The sequence below is a fragment of the Mesorhizobium sp. M7A.F.Ca.US.006.04.2.1 genome (assembly GCF_004022915.1).
Classification (GTDB): Bacteria; Pseudomonadota; Alphaproteobacteria; order Rhizobiales; family Rhizobiaceae; genus Mesorhizobium; species Mesorhizobium ciceri.
Window position 1 is genome coordinate 1 of sequence record NZ_RZQA01001191.1, and the last position, 1,427, is coordinate 1,427.

Here is a 1,427-nt window from a genome sequence, read left to right on the forward strand (position 1 = left end):
CGTCATGCTCGACCTGAAGCGGCGGCGCGAGGATGTCCGCGCCTTCGTCGCGGCGCTCGAACAGTGGATCATCGGCACGCTTGCCGCTTTCAATGTGCGGGGCGAGCGCCGCGAGGACCGGGTCGGCGTCTGGGTCGTGCGGCCGGATCGCCCTGCTCTGCCGGACGGCTCGCCGGCGGAGGACAAGATCGCGGCCATAGGCATCCGGCTGCGGCGCTGGGTGAGTTTTCACGGCATCGCCATCAATGTCGAGCCCGATCTCGACCATTTCAGCGGCATCGTGCCTTGCGGCGTGCAGGACCACGGCGTCACCAGCCTCGTCGATCTAGGCCTTCCCCTGACCATGGCCGATCTTGACCTGGCGTTGAAATCCGCCTTCGAGGATGTGTTCGGTCCCGCCACGGCGTTGCCTGTCGAAGCCGAGCGCAAAGCCGGCTGATCTTCCGGATCCGGTACGGCTCAAATCAGTTGGGCAGAGGCCCACAACACGCCATAGCCATGGATGGCGAACACCGCCAGCAACGCCGCCGCCATGGCCAGCCGGTCGATGGTGCGGATCGGCTTCAGCTCGTGACGCGGCTTCACCCCACTGCTCATCGTCAGCAGGCTGAGGAGCGAAAACACCGCTCCCGTCGCGAGCAGGAAGGTGGCGGAAAAGCCGGCCTGCCAACCCACGGCCAGGAAAGCCGAGAGCAGGAAGAAGGAAGCCAGCGCCAGCGCGACCGGTCCCGGACAGATCTGGCGCAGCACCTGGCCGCCGTCGAACTTCCACACCGGCACCAGATTGGCGATGTTGAACAGTGCGGCGAAGCCCGCCAGGGTCGCCAGCAGGGCCGCCGCCAGCCGGTGACCTTCCGCGCCGGCAAAGGTGCTTGCGGCGATGGCGATCGGCACCAGGAAGGCCGAAAAGCCGGCGCCCATCAATGCCACGAAAGCCACTTCGAAACGGCTGTCATAGGGCCGCCCGCCAATGGCGATGCCGCCGAGCAGCGGAATGAAGATCATCCGCGCCCGATTGTGGCCCATCAGCCGGAACGCCGCCATATGGCCAAGCTCATGCAGGGCGACCACCGATGTGAGGATCGCGGCCAGTGCCAAACCGCCGAAGTGAAGGCCGAAGAATGGCCACAGGATCAGCGCCGAAAGCCCGGCAAAGCCGACCTGACTGAGCGGATGCTCGAACCAGCCGCCCTTGCGATACTTTCCGGTCCGCGCCCAGCGCTGCAGCTTGGAGAATTCGCGGCGCAGGGCGAAATAGCGGAACACCAGGAAGGCAACGCCACGATAGCGATCGGTCTGGCTGAGCGTCACCCGCGTGCTGTTGCCTTCCGAAACGAGTTCGGCGGTTTCGCGAAAATCCTTCCAGAACGAAGCGTCGAGTGCCGTATCCTCGATGACACGCATCGAGAAGCGGCTGCCTTCGACGA

Annotated in this window: 2 protein-coding genes; one reads left to right on the forward strand and one right to left on the reverse strand. The window is 65.3% G+C overall.

Going from position 1 to position 1,427, the window contains the following annotated elements:
• Positions 1-439 (forward strand): lipoyl(octanoyl) transferase LipB (lipB, locus tag EN925_RS35680; protein WP_128337359.1); only part of this gene is annotated, 439 nt, incomplete at its 5' end.
• Positions 440-459: 20 nt separating this feature from the next.
• Here the strand turns inward: lipB and EN925_RS35685 are convergent.
• The coding region (locus EN925_RS35685) for a site-2 protease family protein (protein ID WP_128337360.1) at positions 460-1,427 on the reverse strand (968 nt) is incomplete at its 5' end.